Raw genomic sequence first — 21,900 nt, 5'->3', positions numbered from 1 at the left:
TGATGCTCAAAGATTAAATAGGCGCGGATTGTAGCAAACCTGCATTACACTGTTTACCTTTCCTTTTGATTTTTCTTCATTTGAAACGTATTAAACTGCTTAGCTTCCTCTAAAACGTTGGGATAAAGCTCATTAAAGTGACACTGCAACGTATCATAGTGACGTTCGAGGTCATCGTAACATGCCTCGAGCATACCGAGCTTAGGCCTTCTCAACGCCATTCGCTGCAACACCACCTCTATAGATGACATGTCTTGATAACTCTCTAACCATCTATGCTCAGCCATTTTCTGATGAACCATAACGAAATTTTCAGGCCAGTGTGGCTCTTGATGTTCAAAGATCTGCTCATGGCTATCGAAACAAAAACGCTCTAATGTCTGCTGCGAATATTGAGCCCAATGATTGGCTAAGCAGTGATCCCAAAATACATCGAGTGCGATAGGCGCAAAGTGTCGTGTTTGGTCTGAGAAAAGTGATTTTGCAGAACGAGATACATCATGACGATCAGTATAGCTATCAACAAATCGATGAAGCCTAATGCCGTCAGAAAGCGAATCAGAATAGTGTTTATTAGGGTCGCCTTTAACAAAATCACCCAACAGGTTACCTGCTAAGTTGCTGTTACAGTGCTTGGCGATGTGAAGGTGTGCGAGAAAGTTCATTGAACCTCATTAAAGTATCGAGAACTAAGTAACATGGTAAACGTACTCGTTTATCTTCGCGAACTTTAATGAGGATAGTTTTGATATGACGTGTGAGCGAAAGAGATTTGCTCAGTTTAAGAATTGTCTAATTTGAGAACGTTGAACTACAAAAACTTTTAGCTAAGGAAGCTTTCGTTTAAGTACTTTTGCTTAAAAAGCTCAAGTTAAAGGTTTAAAAGCTTAGTTCGAAGACTTAAAAAGTTCTTCTGCTAATTGTTTAACTGTTTGTTCATAGTCAGATAAATCAATGCCAATTTCCATAGCATCTAACAACTCAAGACTTTCGTCATTATAAGATTGGTCACTCATTGTGCCCCCTCTATTCCTTGATGTGGACATAATGTCCTGTTAACTAGTACACCATCTTGGACTTATATTATGTCACTTTGATGAACGCACTCTACTCTACCCATTCCATATTTATAGCTTGAAGCTACTCGCGATCATTAACGCTTATTTACGTTAAAGGGGTATACGCGAACGACATATGTACTGCTACCTTACACCAAGTACAACAAATTACTCTACAAATTTTGAAGCAGATCATGGTCAAACGTTTGCTTAGACATTTCTGATGCCCTGTCACTCATTATTGTAAATATTAATTTACAGTGGATATTTTTAATTACATTAGAGATTGCATTTGGAATTAAACTCAATCAGAATACTTGAAAATCGAGATATTCTTTGGGTTTATGCGCTTAATCTAGAAGAATCACAATGAAAACACACTCTAACGTAAAGAATTATATACAATGAATAAATCAAAGGTTTTTGGTAGTACTTTGATCATTGCAGGCACCACTATTGGTGCTGGCATGCTCGCTCTTCCACTTGCTTCTGCAGGTATTGGCTTCTCAACTTCGCTTTTCTTAATGCTGTGTCTTTGGGCATTAATGGCCTTTACCGCTTTATTAATGGTAGAGCTTCATCAATTCGCAGAATCGGACGCAACCCTACACACTTTAGCTCACACAATTTTAGGGAACAAAGGAAAGTGGATTGCGAGCTTCGCCGTTATGTTTCTGTTTTACGCTTTATGTGCAGCCTACATTGCGGGCGGTGGTGCTCAATTCAACCAACGTATTTCGGATATTGCAGGCATTAAACTCAACGGCCAAATCACAACCCTTCTATTTACTCTGTTAGTTGCCGGTGTTGTGACGATTGGTACACACAGTGTTGATAAAGTTAACCGCGTTTTGTTTGGCTTAAAGCTAATCGCGATGGTTCTAGTGCTTAGCTTTCTAGCACCCAACATTACTTCTCAGTACCTAATGAGTATGCCTTTGCAGCAAGGCCTGATTGTTGCGGCGATTCCGGTTGTGTTTACCTCTTTTGGCTTTCACGGCAGCATTCCTTCGATTGTTCGATACCTTGATGGTGACGTCCGTTCTTTACGTAAGGTCATGATCATTGGTTCTGCATTGCCTTTGGTCATCTATGTTTTCTGGCAGAGCGTGACTTTAGGCGTGATTAGCCAAGAGCAGCTATTGTCAGACACCAGCTTGGGCGCACTGTTAGTCTCACTGTCACAGACCGTTCATCAATCTAACCTTAGCGTGATCGTTGGTGTATTTGCCGATCTTGCACTGTTAACCTCATTTATTGGCGTGAGCTTGGGCCTATTCGAATTTATGGGTGATTCATTGAGCAATAAGCTAGGCAGCGCTAAGCGTGTCAAAACAGCATTGATCACTTTCGTTCCACCACTCGGTTTTGCTTTGTTCTACCCACAAGGCTTTATCATGGCTCTGGGTTACGCAGCAATTGCGCTAGCAGTGCTCGCAATCCTGTTACCGACAGTGATGGTTTACAAAGTTCGTTACACTGATTTCGCCGTTAATGGCCAAAATACTCAAGAGACTTACCAAGTATTAGGTGGAAGCAAAGCGTTGTTTTTAGCGGGTAGCTTTGGCGTGTTTATCATTGCAATTCAAATCCTTATTTCAGTAGGGTTACTACCTTCATTAGGCTAATAAACCTATACGCAGTATAAATGCTTGATTGAGATCTCATAAACGATATGTTGGTATCATTAATTTTCACAATTAGTCGATTGGTATCACATTTTTATTGAGGTCGGTTATTTAGAGTCCACGGTAAAGGATTTACCGTGGAGTTTTTATGAAAGAAGTACAATTTCGAACGATAGACAAACTGTTTATCAAGATGTCGATCAACGACAAGTTTTGGGTCATTTTCTTAATCTTTTTTGCCGCTCTGGCAAGCCTAGCTGGACTGAACTACGTCAACAAAATGGAACACATTGACGTAACTGCAAAACAGCAGGTCGAGTATCAACTGCAAGGCATTTTATCAGCATCAGATTCCCCTGCATCTGTTCGCTCTGTTAGCCAGCAAACTCGCGCTCAACAAACCACTATTTCAAATAATGGTTCTGTGACTGCCACAGCACTCGCACAGGATGGCAACTACTACTCACTTACCGTTTCAACTAACGATATACAGAATCAAAAGCAGCAAGCACTGTACACTTTATTACTTAGCTTCTTGTGGTGTGTGCCTTTTGGTCTTTTCTGTTACTGGGTAGCGACTTTCCTAGGCGGCGCACTTTGGGTTCTTTATTCAACGACTCAAAAGATTGGTGATGGTGACTTAACATCACGCCTTGGCTTCCACCCTGGCCGTGATGAATTCGGCACGATTGGTTGTGCGCTTGACCGTTCAATGGACACGCTTAGTGAGTTAGTCAACAACGTAAACCACAGTGCAGCAACGCTAAGCGAAACATCGGCTTCTTTCGAAACAGAGATGAAGCGCAGCGAAACACAAATCATGAGCCAGAATGCGTCTCTTGACTCTGTAGCGACAGCAATGGATCAGATGACAGCGTCAGCCAATGAAGTCTCTAACATCTCCGCACGTTCGACAGAACAAACAGAGCAAGATGCTCAACAAATCAACGATAGCCATGCGAAGGTCCAACAAGCAATCTCAGAGATCACCACCCTTTCTTCTTTGATTGAGCAAACCTCATCTTCTGTTACTAGCTTGAATGTGAATACGAGCCAAATTAACGAAGTCATCACGACGATTAACGCTATTTCAGAGCAAACTAACTTACTTGCTCTGAATGCCGCGATTGAAGCGGCTCGTGCAGGCGAACAAGGCCGAGGTTTCGCAGTTGTTGCTGATGAAGTTAGAACACTGGCAAGCCGCACTCAGTCGGCTACTGTTGAAATCCAAGCGATGATTGAGCGCTTACAACAAGAGAGCCAAAATATCGCGAAGATCACCGAACAAACGGTTGATCAAGCGCAAACCAGTAGCCAGCTGATTTCAAATATTGGTCACGACGTAAACTCTATTGCAGATTCAGCTCAAGCACTGATGGATATGAGTATCCAAATCGCAACATCGGCAGACGAGCAAAGCAACGTAGCCAATACCATTGCAGCAGAACTTAACGATATTCGCAGTCAATCCGATGTGATTAAAGAAGTGGCTCAAAACTCTTCAAATGGTGTATCTAGGCTAACAGAAGCGTCGGTTTCTCTGTCTCAGACGTTGGCACGCTACCGCACTTAAGACTCAACTGGCGACTAGCGGCGTCAATTGAAAACAAACTAATGAGGACTCGTAATGGGTCCTTTCTTTTTGGCTTTTGTTTAATAACATTACAAGAACCATGGTTAATAACGATGACATTATCAATTACCATGAAGCAAGTCGCAAAGGCGAGATTAAGAAGTGTCAGAACTGTCTAATATTCGAGCTTAGGAGTAATCTAATTGAACGGGTCTTTTTTCGCTTACCCTCTTGCTGCAGGTGACACATAATGAATAAAACAGAAACACCAAACACCGACGAGATTACATGCCCTTTGTGCCAACACGACGAGTATCTGCTTTCAGAAAGTGGAGAGAAGTTTACTTGTGCATCTTGCGGTTTCCATACCAAACAATTTAGTAAGGTAGTCAGCCTTCAATTAAGCTCTACCCCACCAAAGCTGCAGAATTCGATATACCACAATTTGAGCAGTGCTTGCCATTAATCCAAACTGAAATTTCTTCTAAACTGTAGATATCCTGAGCCGCGAGTTCTGCTGAGTCGGCTTCGGGATCTACGATTGCTTCATCAATACTCGGGCGCAGTCGAAACGATTGGATACCCGCACGAACACCCGCTTCAATTCCTTTTAAAGTATCGTCCACATAGATACACTCATTGGGTAAAAAGCCCATATTCATGGCTGTATACATAATCAGGTCAGGTTCTGGCTTCCAGCTGTTGGCATCAAAAGCTGAAAACACTTTACCTTTGAAGTCGTCGAGCATGCCAGTCATCGCCAATGAAGACTCAACTCTAGATTTCGGTGCATTGGAAGCAATACAAAACTCGATGTCTTGTCGTTTGAGGAATTCAATAAGTTCGATAGCGCCATCCATCGGCTTTAAATGACGCTGGAACAGTGCTTCTAATTCAGTGCGATATAACGGTTCAAGTGTATCAATTGAGATAGATAGCCCAAGACGTTCTTGTGTATCCATTAAGATGTCGGCTAACTTCCCGCCTTGAAAGTGCGCGTAACAGTCGTTGACGTTTAGCTCTGCCCCAAAGCCAGTGAAAACGTTCACCAAAGCTTGACAGCACAGCTTTTCACTATCTATAAGTGTTCCGTCACAATCGAAAATCACACATTTAGTCTGTTCTAACCGCATAGGTATCTCACTCAGATTGAATCCAAGTTTTATCCTATAGTGTTCTTTCAATGGGCGAGATGATTGAGGTAACAGTTTGCAGATACAGGCTTATTTCTCTTCGCGAAATATGGAGTTGATCACTTTATCGCCCGGCATAAGCAACAGTTTTCATCAAATTAACCCAGATTCTACGAAATCAAATGCTGCGAATTTGACATAAGTGTCTCTATTTCAGCGACAAATATAAATCACCACTTCCTAGCCGGATCGTGGTGGATAGATAAAGAAACCAAGACGTATAGGCTACTCAGATAGAACGACAGTTAGCTAACAACCGACTCTTCTAAGAACTTAGCTTCAATCGAAGGTACAGACGCATATTCTACAGTTCCAGTATCGGGATACGAATCTCGGATGGCGACAAACTCGGGCAAGTGTTTCAGTAGCAGTTTGGTTAGTTTAGGGTCAAATTGATAGCCACACTCTCTATCGAACAAATCGACGACCATCTCTAATGGCCATGGCTCTTTGTAGCAGCGGGCACTAAGCAATGCGTCAAATACATCGGCTACCGCAGTAATGCGAGCAAACAAATGAATTTGTTCACCTACCTTACCATTAGGGTATCCAGTGCCATCCCAACGCTCATGATGTTCGTTAGCAATGATTGCTGCGAGGTTGGTAATATCACCCGCTCCGCTCTTCAGTAAATTGTAGCCCGCAGTGGTGTGAAGTTTCATTACATCCCACTCTTGGTCTGTCAATTTACCTGGTTTATCCAAGATAGATTCCGGAACCGAAATCTTACCTACATCATGCATCGGGCTTATGATCTCAATCATCTCGACCTCGCGATGGCTCAAGCCACGATACTTGGCAAGCAATGCGGATAACTTAGCTACACGCTTAACGTGATTACCCGTCTCGCCAGAGCGAGTTTCAATGGCTTCACCCAACACATGAATCATGTCCTTTTGAACATTCAAAGTTTGTTTCTGTAGAGCAAGGATTCGCTTGTTCTTTTTTGCCAACTCTTTCTTTTGGCGCAGGGTAATAAATTGCATCACGATAATCACGCTCAGCCCTGTAATGACCATGATTAAGCCCAACAACAATTGAAAGTTCTTTTGTAAAAAGGAGGAAGGCTCGTTAACAATCACAGATCCTGTCGGCAGTACATTATCACCAATACCAAACTTTTTAAGCGCCGGATAATTGAAAACAAAACGCTTGTTGTCACCGGGAACTAAAGGTGTAGAAAAATTAAGAGGCACATACTTATCCAATGCACTAACGGCCTCTTCGCCCATACTTCGCGAGTGGTTTACATAGCCTCCGAGTACATCACCGACTATATTAAACTGCCATAACGCAAACACTGGTGCGGCGCTCGATGCAGATAAGGTTTCCGCGACCTCTTGATAGGTATGATATACACCTTGATCTAACTCAGTATTGTAGTGGCTCAGTAAGACCGCATCGTCAACAGAGACCCCTTTCAAGAACTCACTTGTTTGCTTGAGCGACAAATCGCGTATTTCTACCAAATTAATCGATGGAAAGTCTGCCATAATATGGCTTATATCTTTACGGATTAGTTCAGAAGTGACACTGTAATCATTGATGAAATAGAGGTTCTTTAGATTAGGTCTTAGTTTAGAGATCAGCTTAATATTGACGTCTATCTGATCGTTCTCATAAAGCACCGTCGCTCTATCAGACACCGCATACATGTCGGTACTGAAATCATTGATGCCAGCAGCAACGACAGGTGTTGAGCGATCAATCAAATTAGGCAGAGATTCAAGAAAATTGGCCGCGTTATCGTCCGTCGCAATTACGCCATCAAACTTATAACCTGCATATTTCGCACGTAAGTAGTTCGCGAGAGAGTCGTAATACTCTGGGCTGTGAACACGCTTAGAATCCAAATACTCTATTGAGAGTTTAACTTCGGTTTGAGACTGGCTGAACGCACTGTCTATCCCTTTCTGGAAGTCAGCAGTCCATTGATAAGAAGGTTCGTATGAGTGTAAAACTAGGATGCGTTTTATATCCCAGTCGTTAGCAAAGCTGAGTGAAGAATAAGCGCTAACACACAATACAGCGATTGATATCAATAGCTTGCACATACAATACCCTTTAAATAAGACGGGGTATTGTACTTAGATTAACGCTTTGTCAAAGAATCTTTAGTTCTCGATCCATACTTTATCGCAAGAAGCATGATCTTGTGCCCAAAAATCGTGTAACTGCTTAGCAAAGTTGTTGATACTTTGACCATTTCCAGCAACGACATCCGAGATCAATAGGGAACCATCCGCTTCTGTGACGATAGCGCTCGCCACAACTTCACCGTTTTGAGTACCAATATATAATACATGATCGTCAGAAAGCATAATTTGGCTCAAGAACTCAAGCATGTGTGCCCTTTCGATTTCATCTTGGTAAACGCTTGCTTGGTTGAGTGAAAATAGCACGGTCAATTTATGGAAATCGACTTTATGCAGTTCATCAATTTGGGAAGGAGTTTGATCTTGTGCTAGGAGTTGGTATGTCTTGGATGGAAGTTTGCTTTGATAAAGTTCACGGCCAAGGAGGCTCTCTTTTGCGGGGTAAGCAATATCGAGCTGACTAAATAGCCATTGGTTTTTCTTGTGTGCAATTTCAGGTATTTCGTTATTCATTCTTTTAGTACCTACGGTTAGTATCCCCAAATATCGCAGTTATTTGGAAGACATACGGTCGGCTGAGGTGCCGAGCTACAAGCAGAGAGCATACAGAGCATGACCAAGGCCAACAAGTACTTTAAATGCTTCATATTTTTCATTATCCAACAACATCCTTTAAGAACTTAACGAAAAGCTCTACACTCGTATCCAAGCTTTCAATATCCTTATAGTAAACAGAACTATATAAATAAAAAGGACTTCTTATGAAAAAAGCCTTAATAGCAGCAGGTATCGTGACAATGTTAGCTGGCTGTTCGGACAACGAGGTTGGCGACGTCTCACTGGGTTTCTTCACAATGAAGGATATCAAGATGTCTTCATTAGATGACGATAAGATCGCGGGTGTTACCTGTCATATCGCATCAATCGAAGCAAACCTTAGCCTTTCTGATCCAAGTGATAGCTCTATCTCTTGTCGTCAAACAGGTGAAATTACACCAGAAATGATTGCTCAAATAGACAAGAGTAAGTCTGGCGAAGTGGTATTCAAGCAATCGAAAAGTATCTTCTTTAAAACAATGAAGGTTCGTCGTATCTACGATGCAGAGAATCAGTCGCTGCTTTACTTGTCTTACACCACCAAAGAAACAGAAGGTAGCTTCAAACACAGCCTTTCAACTGTTCCACTATGGGGTACAGAGGCTTACGTTGATCCAGCGACGTTAGTGCAGCCAACCGAGTAGTTTCAAACATATAGTTAGTTGAATCACCTGTACAGACATTGTGCAGGTGATTCAAAATGTAATAAAAATGAAAGAAACAGAAACAAAATGTGATATCATGCGGCAAAATTTTTTCACTGTATTTTTCATATGAAGTTTCCTGGACAGCGTAAATCTAAGCACTACTTTCCAACTCACGCACGTGATCCGTTGGTCAACCAAATTCAACAGACGCCTAAGCTTCACCGCGCAACGATTGTCGGTGTTGGCCAAACGATTGTTGATATCGAAGCCCGTGTTGACAACGAGTTCCTAGAAAAATACGAGCTGAGTAAAGGTCACTCACTGGTATTGGAAGAAAGTAAAGCAGATGCGCTGTATGAAGAGTTAGTTGAGCGCGGTTTGATCACGCATCAATATCCTGGCGATACTATCGGCAACACACTGCACAACTATTCCGTACTGGCAGACAGCAAATCTGTCCTGCTTGGTGTGATGTCTAAAAAGATTGAAGTTGGCTCTTTTGGTTATCGTTACCTTTGCCGCACTTCTTCTCGTATGAATCTAAACCACCTACAAACTGTTGATGGTCCAATTGGGCGTTGTTACACGCTGATTTCTGAAGATGGCGAACGTACGTTTGCAATCAACGAAGGCCACATGAACCAACTTCTTCCAGAAAGCATTCCTGAAAAAGTGTTCGAGAAAGCGTCTGCATTGGTTGTGTCGTCATACCTAATGCGTGGCAAACCTGAAGATCCGATGCCAAAAGCGGTACAAAAAGCGATTGAATACGCGAAAGCGCACAATGTGCCTGTTGTACTAACACTTGGTACTAAGTATGTGATCGAAGGCAACGCTGAATGGTGGCAAGAATACCTGAAAGAAAACGTAACCATCGTCGCGATGAACGAAGACGAAGGTGAAGCGCTAACGGGCGAAAAAGATCCTCTATTGGCTGCTAACAAGGCACTTGAGTGGGTTGACCTAGTTCTATGTACTGCAGGTCCTATTGGTCTATACATGGCAGGTTACACTGACGAACCAGCGAAACGCGAAACCACACTGCCATTGTTACCGGGTAACATCCCTGAGTTCAATAAATACGAATTCAGCCGTGCGATGCGTAAGCAAGACTGTAAAGACCCAGTAAAAGTGTACTCTCACATTGGCCCTTACCTAGGTGGCCCACTTGAGATTAAGAATACCAATGGCGCTGGCGATGGTGCACTTTCAGCACTACTTCACGACATGGCAGCAAACAGCTACCACCACGTGAATGTACCAAACTCAGAGAAACACGAGCACACTTGTCTAACTTACTCTTCACTGTCTCAAATTTGTAAGTACGCAAACCGTGTAAGCTACGAAGTGTTGACTCAGCACTCTCCTCGCCTTTCTCGTGCATTACCTGAGCGCGAAGATAGCTTAGAAGAAACATACTGGGATCGTTAATATACCATATTAGGCAGTTACCTCTTAAAGGTTAACGCCAAGTGAGATTACCCATTCCTTGAAGGGCTGCCTATATGCAGCCCTTTTTGTATTCAACACCAATATAACGGTAGCTGAAGGTAATCATATCGAATATTTTGCTCGTTTAAGATTTGATCTCGCGCAATGACTCTTTAGATCTGTTATCTTCCAGCACATAATTCGTGTGGTTTGCCTTTACTTGGCAAATTTATACAGTACCATCGCCACGCAAACGTTTACGTACCACCTTTCGGTTCTGATATAAGGATCAAATATGCTGTCTGATATTGATATTTGTCGCTCTACTCCCCTTAAAAACATCAGTGAGGTTGCCAAGCAAGCTGGCCTGCACCACAACGAACATCAGCCATTAGGGCAATTCAAATCTAAAGTGTCTCTCACATCACTTGAACGCCTCGCCAACCAACAAGATGGTAAGTTAGTCGTAGTCACGGCGATCACACCGACACCTCTTGGTGAAGGCAAAACCGTCACTACTATCGGATTAGCACAAGGCCTCGCAAAGATTAACCAATCTGCAATGGCCTGCATTCGTCAGCCTTCAATGGGCCCGGTATTTGGTGTAAAAGGCGGCGCAGCGGGCGGTGGTCACTCTCAAGTTGCCCCTATGGAACAATTAAACCTGCATCTCACGGGCGATATTCATGCTGTTACGGCCGCTCACAACCTCGCCTCCGCCGCCATTGATGCACGTTTGTATCATGAACAGCGTGAAGGGTTAGACGCCTTTGAAACGCGCTCAGGCTTAAAAGCACTGAATATCGACCCAAGTAGAATCGTTTGGCGACGTGTACTTGACCATAATGATCGCGCATTACGCATGATCACGGTTGGCAAGAACGAAGCAGACAAAACAATTAACGGCTTTGAGCGAGAAGATGGATTTGATATCTCAGCCGCTTCTGAACTAATGGCCATTCTTGCTCTAGCCAATGACCTTCAAGATTTGAGAAAGCGCATCGGACGAGTGGTACTTGCTTACAACAAACAAGGCTTGCCGCTAACCGCAGATGACTTCAACGTTGCAGGCGCAATGACCGTGACCATGAAGGATTCTATTGAACCAACATTGATGCAAACCCTTGAAGGCGTTCCTACCCTAATTCACGCCGGGCCTTTCGCGAACATCGCACATGGTAACTCTTCAATTATTGCCGATAAAATAGCGTTAAAGCTGAGTGACTTTGTGGTAACTGAAAGTGGTTTCGGCTCAGACATGGGCTTTGAGAAAGCGTGCAACATAAAAGCGAAAGCGTCGAACAAGAAGCCCGATTGCGCTGTGGTTGTCGCAACCTTACGTGGATTAAAGGCTAACTCTGGTTTATACGATTTGAGACCGGGCACTCCATTACCAGATTCAATCTTTAATGATGACCAAGACGCGCTAATTGCAGGCTTTGAGAACCTAAAATGGCACATCAACAACGTTAAGCAATACACAGTGCCTACAGTTGTTGCGATTAACCGATTCCCACAAGACTCAGTTCAAGAGCTCGATGCTTTGAAACAGATGATCACCGACTTCGATCAAGGCGTTAGCGTTGAAGTAAGCGAAGCATTTGGTCAAGGTGGCGAAGGGGCAACTCAACTGGCTCACGCCGTGGTAAAAGCTTGCCAAAAACAGAGTGGATTTAAGCCTTTGTATCACTCAGAGCAAAGCCTAGAAGAAAAGCTGATGGCAGTCGCTGAAGTTGGCTATGGCGCAGCAAGTATTACTCTATCTCCACTGGCTAAAAAACAACTGGCCGAATTCAAACTGCATGGCTATAACGACCTATCGGTTTGTTTAGCAAAAACACCATTATCGATCTCGACAGAAGCACACGTAAAAGGTGCACCAACCCAATTTGAGGTGCCCGTTAGAGAACTAAAATTGTGTGCAGGTGCGGGTTTTATTTACGCTTTATGCGGCAATGTGATGACCATGCCAGGCTTACCTGACAAACCGGCGTTCATGTCGTTAGATATTGATAGTAATGGAAATATCGTAGGCCTAAGCTAGATGCTCTTAGCTAGATTGATGGCAATTAATCGCGATTAATTTGGCTTAGGTTTCGGAGCAGTGTTCTATACTGAGCAATCATTTACTAACTAAGTGGTTGCTCAACAATCAAGCTTAAGTGCAAAAAGTTGCAGTTAAATCGTAGTTATATGCGAATCTTGTCTTAACTTCTGGGTCAAGATCACATTAAAAACCCTATAAAATATATAGTATTGCGCTGATTCTTTGAGGACAGTGATGAATACAAGTATAAAAAAACTAGTCAGCCAATTTCTATGTACCATCTTTGCCCTAGGACTAGTCCCTGCCCTCTACATCAATTCTGAACTTGACAGAATTGATGCTCAGCACACTCTAAATATTAAGCAGTCTAGCCAAAATCAAATCGAATACAGCTTTCATGAACTCGCTGTTATTGTTGAGCAAATCTCTAACTCTGTTCCTTCAATCGCCGACTCTCAAACACTACTCCGAGCGATTCGAGAACCTTCTATTATCCATAAAGAAACCCTGCAAGATCTTTGGGTGATGTTAGCTCGTGGCCAAAAATACTATTCCCAGCTTCGTTACCTCGATCTAGCTGGCAACGAAGTGTTTCGCGTTAATTATAAAGACAATCAAGCAATCGTGGTTCCAGATAGTGAACTGCAGAACAACTCTTCGCGTGATTACTATGAGGTACTACAGCAATTAAAGATTGGTGAGATTAGCTCTCGCGGTATTAATCTTGAAGTCGAAAACGGAGAGATCGTTCGCCCTTTGATTCCAGCGCTACGCATTATGACGCCAGTCGCTGAAAACAAACGCATTATTGGTTACTTCATCGCAAACCTGAACATGCTTGAGATTTATAAGCGCCTTCACTATCAAATTGGTGCATCTTCTGCTGTTCCTATTATTCTCAACAAAACCGGACACATCATCATGGGGCCGGATCCTACGGAATCTTTCGGACATGTAATTGAATCACGTTCAGAGCAGACTTACGCAAAGTTATACCCTGAGCTTTGGACTGCGATTCAAGACAAGACATCTTCGAGCTATTTCGATGGTGAGAACTGGTATTTTCATTCCGACATCAGCCCTAAAATCAAACAGTTTGAAGGCCCTATTTACATGGTTCTTCACATTGAAAATCAGCAGTTCAGCAGTCAATACCGACAAGAAAAACAAGCGATCGTCGTTCAGATCATCACCTTGTCTTTCTTGATTTCGATGATCTCCGCTGGCTTCGTATTGTGGAACAGCAACCACAAGAAGAACAGTATCGAGAGCCAACTTGCTAAGGCCGCAATGAATGGCATGTCTGCCTTGGTGATTACCGACAGAAACAACCGAATCATCAAAGTAAACCAAGAGTTCACCCGTGTGAGTGGCTACGAGTTAGAAGACGTAAAAGGCCGCCAACCGTCCATGTTTGCCTCTGGTCGCTACAACGAAGAGTTCTACATCAAGATGTGGAGCATCATCAAAGAGAAAGGCATGTGGGAAGGCGAAGTGGTTAATCGTCGTAAAGACGGGTCTTTGATCACGGAAATATTGCGAATCCAAACCATTAAAGACTCGAAAGACGTGATTCAGTTTTATGTCGCTTCATTTGTGGATATCAGTAAGCACAAAGAGCTAGAAAACAAACTGAGAAACCTGAGCGAAAAAGATGCATTAGCTGGATGTTGGAACAGGCGTAAATTTGACCTTGAGCTTCGAGATGAATGCACTCGCGTTAATCGTTACCCTACTCGCGAACAATCTTGTTTAGCCATTTTGGATATTGACTACTTCAAACGTATCAACGACAGGTTTGGGCATGATTATGGTGATCGCGTCATTCAAACCGTTGCTCAGGTATTACAACGAGAATGCCGTGAAACTGATTTTGTGGCTCGGATTGGTGGCGAAGAGTTTGGCGTTATTCTGCCTCATACCACAACAGAAGAAGCTGAGTATGTACTTAACAGATTGAGAATCGCAGTCAGTATTGAGCTCGATAACGTGGTGACGGTCAGTGGTGGAATTACCAACCTGACCAACGACCCTGCTCTTAACTACAAGTGCGCCGATTTAGCACTTTATGAAGCCAAAGCAGCAGGTCGAAACAGTGTGTGCCTGTTCCTAGACAGCGAAATGAGCGAAATCGCCTAACAGAAAATCAGTATTGTTCCGCTAGGCTATTAGTTTGGCGGTTTAACAACCCAATCCTTGCAATCAGCTTGGTGCAGGATAGAACTCTAGTTTGTTCCCCTCTACCACTAGAATACAATCCATGTTCGCAGCATGAGCAGCCTGCTTACCTAGGTTCGTATCTTCAAACACAACACACTGCTTTGGCTGCAAACCCATACCAAAACACGCATCTAAGAAAGTATCCGGATTTGGTTTGTGATTCTTAACGTCTGTTGCTGTCACGAGAATATCGAGCTTACTCAAGATCTCTGTCTTATCCAGTAACTGTTCGGCACTTTTACGTTGACTGCCCGTTCCGACTGCAATCTTCTTATTACCCAGATGCTCTAACAACAGAGAGTGAGTACAAGGGATAACGTCTCCTTTGTCTTCGATAGCCGCAAACGACGCCATTTTAAACGTAGAAACCGCTTGTGGGTCGAGCGACAAACCGTACTTGCTGTTCACTTCACCCACTATCTTATAACTCGGCATTCCACCTAAACTGTGTAACCAAGACGCTTCAAAATGAAAACCAAACTCTTCTGCTGTCTGCTGCCATGCTTTCACATGAGCAGGCATTGTATCGATCAACGTACCGTCCATATCAAAGATTAATCCTTCATACGCCGTTAAATCTATTTTCATCACTACTACCACTCTTTAAGAAAGTTACTGATACCATAACCAATATTCAGTATCATGACCCCATATTACCGTTCAAAATGGATGTTTATGTTACAAATATCTAACTCTGTTTCGATTCAGGACTGGGAACTTCAGTTAACTGCGATCAGAGCACAAGGAGCAGGCGGTCAAAACGTCAATAAAGTATCGAGCGCGATACATTTACGTTTTGATATCAAGCACTCCACCCTACCTGATTTCTATAAAGAAAAACTCCTCGCACACAAAGATAGCCGCATCACTAAAGACGGTGTGATTATCATTAAAGCGCAACAATATAGAACTCAGGAACAAAACCGAGATGATGCTTTAGTGCGTTTGAAAGAATTGATCTTGGAAGCGACAAAGGTTCAAAAAGTAAGAAGAGCAACAAAGCCAACGCGTGGTTCTCAGAAAAGACGTTTAGAAAGTAAAAAACAAAGAAGTACCACCAAACAGCTACGTGGAAGAGTGAACTGATTGTTTCATGTCCCCCAGTGAGCGCATCACCCATGAAACAACCGTTCTAACTCTGTTATCAGAAACAGACTACTTCTGTTTTTTGACCGACAAAATCAGCTTGATCAACAACAGGCGCTCTTCGCTGGTCAGCAGACGACTGACCGCCGCTACATCTTCCGCTGTCGCTTGTGATGCACCAACAATATCAAGCACCACATCCAAATCCGTCACTTTTAAGGTTCTGGTGATTGAACGATACTGAGACATCTTGATGTCCGCCTCGCCGCGTTCAATCCTTTGATAGGTTTTTAAGCTCATTCCTGCACTCGAAGCTAACTTTTCTTGAGACAAGTTGGCTTGTTTCCTACGCTCAATCAGCGCCATGATTATGGGTTCTTGTGACATAAGATCATCCTCAAAAGACAGTTATGTCCTAAATTCAGCAAGAAGCAGACCATATTGACTTGTGATGGTTTACATAAGCTATCAAAGGCATATTATTCGCTTGATAAAAACCGTTACGTTTCATAAACCTTCACACTGATATCAGTTGTGAACGTACAGGCTAGGTAACTTGAGTATTCAAGTGTTGGGAAATTAGAAAAATTGCAAATTGCGAATAATAAAGACGTCATATTGGAAATTGCGAATCGTTATAAATTGGCATTTCCTTGCATTAAGCACGCATTAGAAACGGACAATACCCGCTCAGAAATTATTGCAGTGCAGCATAGGCTGCTGACTTACAAAGAAGTGCTGTTGCACGGAAGTATGTTGGAAGAGAAAGAATTGAAGCAGGCCTTTTCTGCTCTGAACCAAAATGAAAAAGGTGTCGCACAAAGCGGTATTCAAAACATCAACGACGCAGTAAAAGAGATGGATGTGATTCTAGAAAGATACAGCCGAAAAACGTTTGTAGAACTGACTAACTAAGCAACTAAGCGGGTAAATGACTAAACAGCTAAACCTGCAGACCTAAAAAAGTCGACGCTATCGTTAGATACAGCGTCGACTTGTTCAAAACATTGAAGTTCTAACGTAACACGGCTTTTCTAAGACCCGCGAACAACATCAGCATGCCTAAAAAACCAAATGAAACACTACCACCACTGCTACCAGAGCCAGTCGATGTACGTGCATTCACATAAGCTGTTCGCTTAGCATCAGTAGAAACAAACTTAGCGGTTTCAGTACCAGCAATAACACTGTCAATCCAAGCTTCATAGTCTTGGATTTCCGTAAATACAGACGTTACGGTTGAACTTCCACCACAAGTATCTGGTCCAAAGCTGGTAATACCAACTTGTCTGTAATCAGCACCATCTTTCCAATACACTGGGCCGCCTGAATCGCCTTGACACGTACCACCGTACAAACCAGAAGTAGCCCTGTCACCAACAAAACAGATTTGATTATCAGTTAACGCTGAACCATCAATAAAGGCTGAAGCACAAGTAGCGTTGTCTACGTAATTCAAGTCAGCCTTCTGCAACAAAGTTGTCCCGTCAAAGCCTGATCGTGTATCACCATGCCCAACAGCAACAAAGTCATTAACACCAACACGGTAACTCTCATCGGAAGGGCGCTTAACCACATCGTTAACTGAATCGATATTAAGTGCGCTTTCTAACTTAAGAATAGCAACATCATTGCGTAATAGATCACTCAACGCATTTGAATAATCACTGCGATAGTAAACTTCTGAGACTCGCGCTTTTTGAATGTTCCCATTAGGAAACTGAGAAGTATCTTCAATTTGAGGAACGACAACCGTAAATAACTGCCCTTCTTCATTGCCGTAAATACAGTGTGCCGCTGTCAAGATATGGTAATTATCTAAAATAGTCGCACCACAGTAAGGGCCTGTAGAGTAAACACCATCATAATCAATACGATCAATGAACAAGCTCGCCATTGAAGGAAATTCAGTCACTGAAGCGTTACTACCATTCACGATATAAGGTGTGACACCCACATCAGGAGCACTCTCGGCCGTGTTTTCCGTTGCCAATACACTAGATGTATAAATCAACGGTGCTAATAGCACTAAAACGGCTTTACGAACCGGACTCACTGTATAGTTCACATTCATAGTTAACTCCTTGTAACCACTACGACTTATTTATAAAAATGATATGTGGCCACCATAACACGGCATAACCCTGAGTATAGTAAGTATTTGTAACGATATGGCCACATCTCTCATTTTATAAACGAAATTTCAGACGACGTGTCTTTAGCCAATACTCAAAGTTATGTACGTTACCAAATACAAAAAAGCCTACCGTCAAACATCTTAATATAAAGAGGTAAACAATAGGCTTTCATTTAACTTAGTGGTTTCTCTTAAAAGAGATTAGCCACGGAAGTAACGTTGAGGCACGAAAGGCATTTTTTCTACTGTCATTGGTAGTTTCTTGCCACGAACGTCAGCGAAGACTTCAGTGCCAATTACTGCTAGGTCTGTACGAACGTACGCCATAGAAACAGGCTTGCCAGCGTTAGGGCCTGCTGTACCACTTGTTACTACGCCAATCTTGTTGTCTTCAGCATCGAACAACTCAGCACCTTCACGTACTGGTGCTTTAGTTTGGCCCACTAGACCAACGCGCTTACGTTGAACGTCTTTCGTTGCGATTTGCCCAAGGATGATATCAGCACCAGGGAAACCGCCTGCACGTTCACCGTCAGTACGACGCACTTTCTGAATACCCCATAGAAGGCTAGCTTCTACTGGCGTTGTTGTTGTATCTAGGTCGTGACCGTATAGACACAAACCACACTCAAGACGAAGTGAGTCACGAGCACCCAGGCCAATCCACTCTACTTCTGCTTCTGATGTTAGTTTACGAGCAAGTGCTTCAGCGTGATCGTTCGGTACTGAGATTTCGTAGCCATCTTCACCGGTATAACCACTGCGGCTTACGATGCACTCTACGCCATCGATATCGACTTTTTGAACATCCATGAACAGCATGTCGGCAACGCTTGGTTGGAAACGAGCAAGAACTTCAGACGCTTTAGGGCCTTGAAGTGCTAATAGAGCACGATCATCAATCACTTCCATTTCTACGTCTGCAGGAAGGTGAGCCGTTAGGTGGTCGATATCTTGTGTTTTACACGCCGCGTTCACAACAACAAATAGGTGATCGCCAAGGTTAGCAACCATAAGATCATCCATGATGCCGCCCTGTTCATTAGTAAAGAACGCGTAGCGCTGCTTACCAGAAGGCAGGTCGATAATATCTACTGGAACCAGAGATTCTAAAACAGCGGCTGCGTTTTCACCGTGTAGACGCAGTTGCCCCATGTGAGAAACATCAAAAAGACCGGCAGCGTCACGAGTGTGTAAGTGCTCTTTCTTTACACCTAGTGGATACTGAACTGGCATGTCGTAGCCAGCAAAAGGAACCATTTTTGCACCGACTTCAACGTGAAGCGCATGCAGAGGTGTTTTTAGTAGGTCTTGATTAGCGTGTTCTTGAGTCATTTTATTCTCCATGAAGCGTTGCAGGCTTTCCAAATCGAATCTGCCGCTTATATCTCTATTTAGAGTCGCCTCTAACGATATGGGTTAACGTTAGAAACAGTAGATAGTAAAAAGTGATGTCTTCTATATAGGCTTTTATTACTAGCGATATAAAAAGAGGCTTCTGTATAAAAGCTATACGACTCACTTTCTAAGAATTCACTTCAGTAAACTTCAATCAACATGAGTAAACCGTGTTCACTATAGTAAACAAGCCTGAGTCAGTTTTACACCCTTAACAAGATTAAAACAGCTCAAAATGTGACATTTAACAATTTAAAAACAATTTTCAGTCGCATACAAAAACGCGATATTGATGCTTTTCACACCAATATCGCGTCTTTTGGCAAACGTTAGAAACAAAAGCAAACGTTTGCATTCATTATAAGAAATTCTAACTTTGTTAACTTATTTTGCAGTCACCCACAAAATCAGTGCATCTTCTGTACTAGTAGAAATCAACATATGTCCCATGTTGGCGTCGTAATACATGCTATCACCTTCGCTCATGGGTACCGGCTCATAGAATTCTGAGTAGAACATCACATCACCAGAGATCACCATCAAGAACTCCTCTCCATCGTGGCGAACCCAATCGTTATACTCTTCAAAGGTGCGTGCTCTCACTCGGCTCTTGAACGGCATCATCTTCTTATTCGAAAGTTCTGTCGCCAGCAGTTCATGCTCGTAAGTCGGAGTTGGGTGAGGTTTACCCTGGCCTGCTTTAGTTAAGTCACGACGTCCTGTTGCCACTTTTTTTCTCGGTGGCTCAAAGAGTTGCGGCATGTCTATTTGCAAACCCATCGCCAGTTTTTGCATTGCTTGAAACGTTGGTGAGATCTGTTCGTTCTCGATTTTGCTGAGTGTAGAACGCGCCAAGCCAGTTCTTTGGCTTGCTTCTTCTAGCGTGATCCCAAGCTTGCCGCGGATATCTTTAATACGCTGGCCAAGCTTAAGTGGTTCGATATTCTGGTCTAACGTTTCCTTCGCCAACGTTAAAGATGGGTACTCATCATAAATGTCTTCTGACATAGGTCCCTCATTCATTTCTTGCTTCCTGTCTATTCATTTCATTGTTGCATGAAGCGCTTTGTTGATTAAAGAGCACACAGAGAAATAAAGCGTGCTCCCTGTAGCAAAACAAGAAAAGTTGTTTCCTATTGGAAATTTTTGTTGAAAATTGATTTTATCGGAGCTATGTTATCGACTTGTTAGATGAAGAGATGCTACTTCAGCTTGCAGCAAATGATAGATTTAACATTTGTAAGAGCTGTTTTTTACCCGAACTTTTTGGGAAACAATTCGTGCTGCATTGCCCCTACAACGATCGCTTAGATGCTGTAAGAGTATATTTATAACGCAATTCACGTTTATCTATACCTATATAGCGCAAACGATACCGATGCAGAAATCAACGTAAGACCTAATGGACTATAAAAACAATCACCATTAGCTTAATGAAAGGTCTCGACAATGAACGCTTACCAAAACCATAGCTTAGACAGTTTTTTCTCTACGAACCTATCTGCGACTGACGACGCAGTATTTGCTGGAATCCAAGCAGAGAACACTCGTCAAAACGAACAAATCGAACTTATTGCTTCTGAGAACATCGTTTCTAAAGCAGTAATGCAAGCTCAAGGCACTTGCCTAACCAACAAATACGCAGAAGGCTACCCAGGCCGTCGTTACTACGGTGGTTGTGAGCACGTAGATACTGTTGAAGCTATCGCAATTGAACGCGCTAAACAGCTGTTCAAATGCGAATACGTAAACGTACAGCCTCACTCAGGTGCTCAAGCGAACGGCGCAGTTAAACTTGCCCTACTTCAACCTGGCGACACTATCCTAGGTATGTCTCTTGACGCTGGTGGCCACCTTACACACGGTGCACGTCCTGCAATGTCTGGTAAATGGTTCAACGCAGTTCAATACGGCGTAGACCGCGACACTCTTGAAATCGATTACGAAACGGTTCGCGCTTTAGCAATCGAAAGCCAACCTAAAATGATTATTGCTGGTGGTAGTGCTATCCCACGCGTTATTGATTTCGCTAAGTTCCGCGAAATCGCTGACGAAGTTGGCGCAATCCTAATGGTCGATATGGCACACATCGCAGGTCTTATTGCGACAGGTGCTCATCCTAGCCCACTACCACACGCACACGTTGTGACTACAACAACGCACAAAACACTTCGTGGCCCACGCGGCGGCATGATTCTTACTAACCACGAAGACATCAACAAAAAGATCAACTCTGCCGTGTTCCCTGGCCTTCAAGGCGGCCCACTAATGCACGTTATCGCAGCTAAAGCAGTGGCGTTTGGCGAAGCACTTGGCCCAGAATTTAATACTTATATTGATTCAGTGATCGACAACGCAAAAGTTCTTGCTGAAGTGTTGCAAACTCGCGGTTGTGACATTGTGACTGGCGGAACAGACACGCACCTAATGCTGGTTGACCTTCGTCCTAAGGGCTTGAAAGGTAACGTAACGGAAGAAGCATTAGAGCGTGCAGGGATCACATGTAACAAAAATGGCATACCATTCGATACAGAGAAGCCTATGATTACTTCTGGCATTCGTTTAGGTACGCCAGCTGGAACCAGTCGTGGTTTTGGCACTGAAGAATTCAAACTTATCGGTGAATGGATCGGCGATGTACTTGATGGCTTAGTTGAAAGCCCTGAAGGCAATGCTGAAGTTGAGCAACGTGTTCGCAAGCAAGTTAAAGAGCTTTGCAAACGCTTCCCTCTTTACCGTTAAACCGTTTTTAAGATTTAAATTAAAACCTCATAAATTTTTGGAGAATA

At 43.0% G+C, this 21,900-nt stretch carries 19 protein-coding genes; 9 read left to right on the top strand and 10 right to left on the bottom strand.

The features are described 5' to 3' along the window. Window positions 1-53: 53 nt before the first annotated feature. Complete coding sequence (locus AC3CH3_RS22205) at window positions 54-665, bottom strand: acyl carrier protein phosphodiesterase (RefSeq protein WP_488538471.1); 612 nt, start codon at window positions 663-665, stop codon at window positions 54-56. A gap of 222 nt (window positions 666-887) precedes the next feature. Beyond that, window positions 888-1,016 carry a hypothetical protein gene (locus AC3CH3_RS22200; protein WP_017059831.1) on the bottom strand — a complete coding sequence of 43 codons (129 nt, stop codon included), beginning with the start codon at window positions 1,014-1,016 and terminating at the stop codon, window positions 888-890. Window positions 1,017-1,462: 446 nt separating this feature from the next. On the opposite strand from AC3CH3_RS22200, the gene AC3CH3_RS22195 reads away from it, so the two are divergent. Together AC3CH3_RS22195 and AC3CH3_RS22190 are read left to right on the top strand one after the other, a co-directional pair. Beyond that, window positions 1,463-2,686 carry an aromatic amino acid transport family protein gene (locus AC3CH3_RS22195; protein WP_488538470.1) on the top strand — a complete coding sequence of 408 codons (1,224 nt, stop codon included), beginning with the start codon at window positions 1,463-1,465 and terminating at the stop codon, window positions 2,684-2,686. A 148-nt stretch (window positions 2,687-2,834) separates the two neighbouring features. Then, window positions 2,835-4,259 carry a methyl-accepting chemotaxis protein gene (locus tag AC3CH3_RS22190; RefSeq protein WP_488538469.1) on the top strand — a complete coding sequence of 475 codons (1,425 nt, stop codon included), beginning with the start codon at window positions 2,835-2,837 and terminating at the stop codon, window positions 4,257-4,259. Window positions 4,260-4,666: 407 nt separating this feature from the next. Here the strand turns inward: AC3CH3_RS22190 and AC3CH3_RS22185 are convergent, their stop codons facing one another. The 3 genes from AC3CH3_RS22185 to AC3CH3_RS22175 all read right to left on the bottom strand — a co-directional run bounded on the left by AC3CH3_RS22185 (window position 4,667) and on the right by AC3CH3_RS22175 (window position 8,061). Further along, window positions 4,667-5,392: an HAD-IA family hydrolase gene (locus tag AC3CH3_RS22185; RefSeq protein WP_029405446.1), complete on the bottom strand. Its 726-nt coding sequence runs from the start codon at window positions 5,390-5,392 to the stop codon at window positions 4,667-4,669. 305 nt (window positions 5,393-5,697) lie between these two features. Beyond that, the gene (locus AC3CH3_RS22180) at window positions 5,698-7,506 is read right to left on the bottom strand and encodes an HD domain-containing phosphohydrolase (RefSeq protein ID WP_488538468.1); all 1,809 of its coding nucleotides are present in this window, start codon (window positions 7,504-7,506) and stop codon (window positions 5,698-5,700) included. Between the two features lie 60 nt (window positions 7,507-7,566). After that, on the bottom strand, window positions 7,567-8,061 hold the full coding sequence (locus AC3CH3_RS22175; protein ID WP_488538467.1) for a hypothetical protein: 495 nt from the start codon (window positions 8,059-8,061) through the stop codon (window positions 7,567-7,569). Window positions 8,062-8,309: 248 nt separating this feature from the next. Here AC3CH3_RS22175 and AC3CH3_RS22170 point away from each other — a divergent pair, with 248 nt between their 5' ends. From AC3CH3_RS22170 to AC3CH3_RS22155, 4 genes are all read left to right on the top strand, one after another. Further along, on the top strand, window positions 8,310-8,789 hold the full coding sequence (locus tag AC3CH3_RS22170; RefSeq protein WP_017064645.1) for a CreA family protein: 480 nt from the start codon (window positions 8,310-8,312) through the stop codon (window positions 8,787-8,789). A 129-nt stretch (window positions 8,790-8,918) separates the two neighbouring features. Next, a complete protein-coding gene (locus AC3CH3_RS22165; RefSeq protein WP_017069885.1) occupies window positions 8,919-10,223 on the top strand; it encodes an inosine/guanosine kinase in 1,305 nt (434 codons plus the stop codon). Between the two features lie 295 nt (window positions 10,224-10,518). Continuing rightward, the gene (locus AC3CH3_RS22160) at window positions 10,519-12,267 is read left to right on the top strand and encodes a formate--tetrahydrofolate ligase (protein WP_488538466.1); all 1,749 of its coding nucleotides are present in this window, start codon (window positions 10,519-10,521) and stop codon (window positions 12,265-12,267) included. Window positions 12,268-12,504: 237 nt separating this feature from the next. After that, window positions 12,505-14,409, top strand: coding sequence for a sensor domain-containing diguanylate cyclase (locus tag AC3CH3_RS22155; RefSeq protein ID WP_488538465.1), 1,905 nt, complete (start codon window positions 12,505-12,507; stop codon window positions 14,407-14,409). Between the two features lie 63 nt (window positions 14,410-14,472). Here AC3CH3_RS22155 and AC3CH3_RS22150 read toward each other — a convergent pair whose 3' ends face one another. Continuing rightward, a complete protein-coding gene (locus tag AC3CH3_RS22150; protein ID WP_488539087.1) occupies window positions 14,473-15,078 on the bottom strand; it encodes a beta-phosphoglucomutase family hydrolase in 606 nt (201 codons plus the stop codon). Between the two features lie 87 nt (window positions 15,079-15,165). On the opposite strand from AC3CH3_RS22150, the gene arfB reads away from it, so the two are divergent. After that, the gene (gene arfB / locus AC3CH3_RS22145) at window positions 15,166-15,576 is read left to right on the top strand and encodes an alternative ribosome rescue aminoacyl-tRNA hydrolase ArfB (protein ID WP_017630397.1); all 411 of its coding nucleotides are present in this window, start codon (window positions 15,166-15,168) and stop codon (window positions 15,574-15,576) included. A 69-nt stretch (window positions 15,577-15,645) separates the two neighbouring features. Here arfB and AC3CH3_RS22140 read toward each other — a convergent pair whose 3' ends face one another. Next, the gene (locus AC3CH3_RS22140; protein WP_488538464.1) at window positions 15,646-15,963 is read right to left on the bottom strand and encodes a helix-turn-helix transcriptional regulator; all 318 of its coding nucleotides are present in this window, start codon (window positions 15,961-15,963) and stop codon (window positions 15,646-15,648) included. Between the two features lie 201 nt (window positions 15,964-16,164). Between AC3CH3_RS22140 and AC3CH3_RS22135 the strand changes: the two genes are divergently transcribed. Beyond that, entirely contained in the window at window positions 16,165-16,491 is a 327-nt protein-coding gene (locus tag AC3CH3_RS22135) for a hypothetical protein (RefSeq protein WP_488538463.1), read from the top strand. 100 nt (window positions 16,492-16,591) lie between these two features. Here the strand turns inward: AC3CH3_RS22135 and AC3CH3_RS22130 are convergent, their stop codons facing one another. The 3 genes from AC3CH3_RS22130 to AC3CH3_RS22120 form a co-directional block, all read right to left on the bottom strand. Beyond that, window positions 16,592-17,650: a S1 family peptidase gene (locus tag AC3CH3_RS22130; protein WP_488538462.1), complete on the bottom strand. Its 1,059-nt coding sequence runs from the start codon at window positions 17,648-17,650 to the stop codon at window positions 16,592-16,594. A 264-nt stretch (window positions 17,651-17,914) separates the two neighbouring features. After that, window positions 17,915-19,048 (bottom strand): glycine cleavage system aminomethyltransferase GcvT, encoded by a 1,134-nt coding sequence (gene gcvT / locus AC3CH3_RS22125; protein WP_488538461.1) that lies wholly within the window; start codon window positions 19,046-19,048, stop codon window positions 17,915-17,917. Window positions 19,049-19,495: 447 nt separating this feature from the next. Beyond that, on the bottom strand, window positions 19,496-20,119 hold the full coding sequence (locus AC3CH3_RS22120; RefSeq protein ID WP_128165239.1) for a helix-turn-helix domain-containing protein: 624 nt from the start codon (window positions 20,117-20,119) through the stop codon (window positions 19,496-19,498). A gap of 441 nt (window positions 20,120-20,560) precedes the next feature. Between AC3CH3_RS22120 and AC3CH3_RS22115 the strand changes: the two genes are divergently transcribed. Further along, window positions 20,561-21,853, top strand: a complete 1,293-nt coding sequence (locus tag AC3CH3_RS22115; RefSeq protein WP_488538460.1) for a serine hydroxymethyltransferase — start codon at window positions 20,561-20,563, stop codon at window positions 21,851-21,853. Window positions 21,854-21,900 lie beyond the last annotated feature (47 nt).

Source organism: Vibrio sp. QJM3NY_35, assembly GCF_057785915.1.
The sequence above is the reverse complement of the archived record's forward strand: the minus strand, read 5'-3'. Positions and strand labels throughout refer to the sequence as shown.